A 1,604-nucleotide genomic window follows, 5' to 3' on the forward strand; every position below is an offset into this window, starting at 1 on the left:
GATATACTCCAGCTTGGGCATGGTCCAGACAAAGCGCTTAGATGGAACCCGCTGCGCACCGGCCAGCCGGGCTGCTTCCTGGAATCGCCGTGCGATAGGGTTCATCACCATAGGCACCAGGCACAACCACTGCTCTTGTTTGATGCGAAGGCGGAACTCCACCAGACCAGCGCGAATCGAGCTGAAATTGACGCGCGACAGGTCGCCTGTCAACTGTTCGTAAGTGACGCCTGCGCCCACCGCTATCGCATGCAACTGCGTGGCAGAGTAATCGCCGTAGCCGCTGAAGGCTGCTGGCGCGCCGAAGTCAACACTCTCGGCGTTGTTCAAGTACTTGATCATGCCCGGCGCGACCTTCTCGTTCGCACCGGCATTGCTCTGCACCTGGCCCAGGCGCGCCGATTCATTGTCGGTACGCACGAAGGCAACAAAGCACGCCTCGATTTTCTTGCGCACCAGTTCGGCCTGCTCGTAATCACCCAGGTCACGCAAGCGCATCAACGAGACGGCAAATTCCGGCATGCCGCGCACTTGCGACGGTCGGCGTTTTCGGTAGTAATGCAGCACCTCGCTGGCCGGCACACGCTTGCTTTGCAAGCGGTTGCCACCAATGATCAGCACCTCGCCAGGATGCGACGGGAACAGCCAGTACGCCAGGCGCTGGCCGATGACGTTGTATTCCACACCAGCAATGGCGTAGTTGCCATTGTCGAGCGGGCCGGTCTTGAGCGTATCGAGGTGATCCGGCTCAAGCACCTGCAGCTGCAGCGGCACCACCAGGCCATCTTCGGGACTGCGCCAGCGAAAGCGGATAAGCACTTCGCCGCTTTCATAGCGCGTGCGGGCCGCCAGCTCCATCAAGCCATTGAAGTCCAGCTGGCCGTCCGCGTCGCAGTACTCGCACCAGTCGTCCCACAGCGCCTGTTCAGGCGCCTTGCCAACAATGCCGATGCCGACCGTGTTGGTGACCAAGGCATTCAACGCGGCGCTTGCGTACTCGTTATTGCGCACCGCCTCGCGGGCGCGGTTGCGCACGATGGACAACGCCGGCAGCACTTCCGCGTTGGCACTGCCGCTGCCTGCCCGCCAGCCATCGCCCCGCCGCCCCACCTTGGCCGCTTCATAAGCCCGCGCCATCTCCAGCGCCATGCGCGCCTGTGTACGGCGCACGCCATGGCCAGGACTGAGGAAGTTGACGGCCCGGTCGAGCCAATTCATATCGGTCATCGCACCCATGTCAGTCCCGCGAAAAAACCGTCAAAGTCGCCGGGCCACGGTTGGACATCGCCGGCGCCGCCAGTGCGCCCGAGGCCATCAGTTGGTTCTTGACCATTTCATACGCCTTGGTCAGGTCGGCCATACTGCGGTAGGTGACTTTCTTGCCGTCATACTCGATCGACAGTTCGCCGCTGCCGATGGCCGCTTCCAGCGCGGATAGTTGTTTCAGTGTAAATGCCATCGTTTTTACTCCAGCCAGTTATCGGTGCCACTCAGCCAGTCATCATCGTGATGCTGAGCTGCGGGCCGCTGTTGCATTTCAGGATGTGCAGACGTCTGCACAGGAAGGGGTGCGCTCTCTGCCGCCATCGCAGGCACTGGCGCCA

General features: G+C 61.7%; 2 protein-coding genes. Both read right to left on the bottom strand.

The annotated features are described in order from the left end of the window. Positions 1 to 1,236, bottom strand: a 1,236-nt coding sequence (locus AC0V2Y_RS28785) for a phage portal protein (protein ID WP_475418483.1), incomplete at its 3' end; no start/stop codon positions are given. Between the two features lies 1 nt (position 1,237). Then, the gene (locus tag AC0V2Y_RS28790) at positions 1,238 to 1,459 is read right to left on the bottom strand and encodes a phage head-tail joining protein (RefSeq protein ID WP_475418006.1); all 222 of its coding nucleotides are present in this window, start codon (positions 1,457 to 1,459) and stop codon (positions 1,238 to 1,240) included. Between the last annotated feature and the right edge of the window lie 145 nt (positions 1,460 to 1,604).

It is taken from the genome of Janthinobacterium sp. BHSEK, assembly GCF_056174685.1.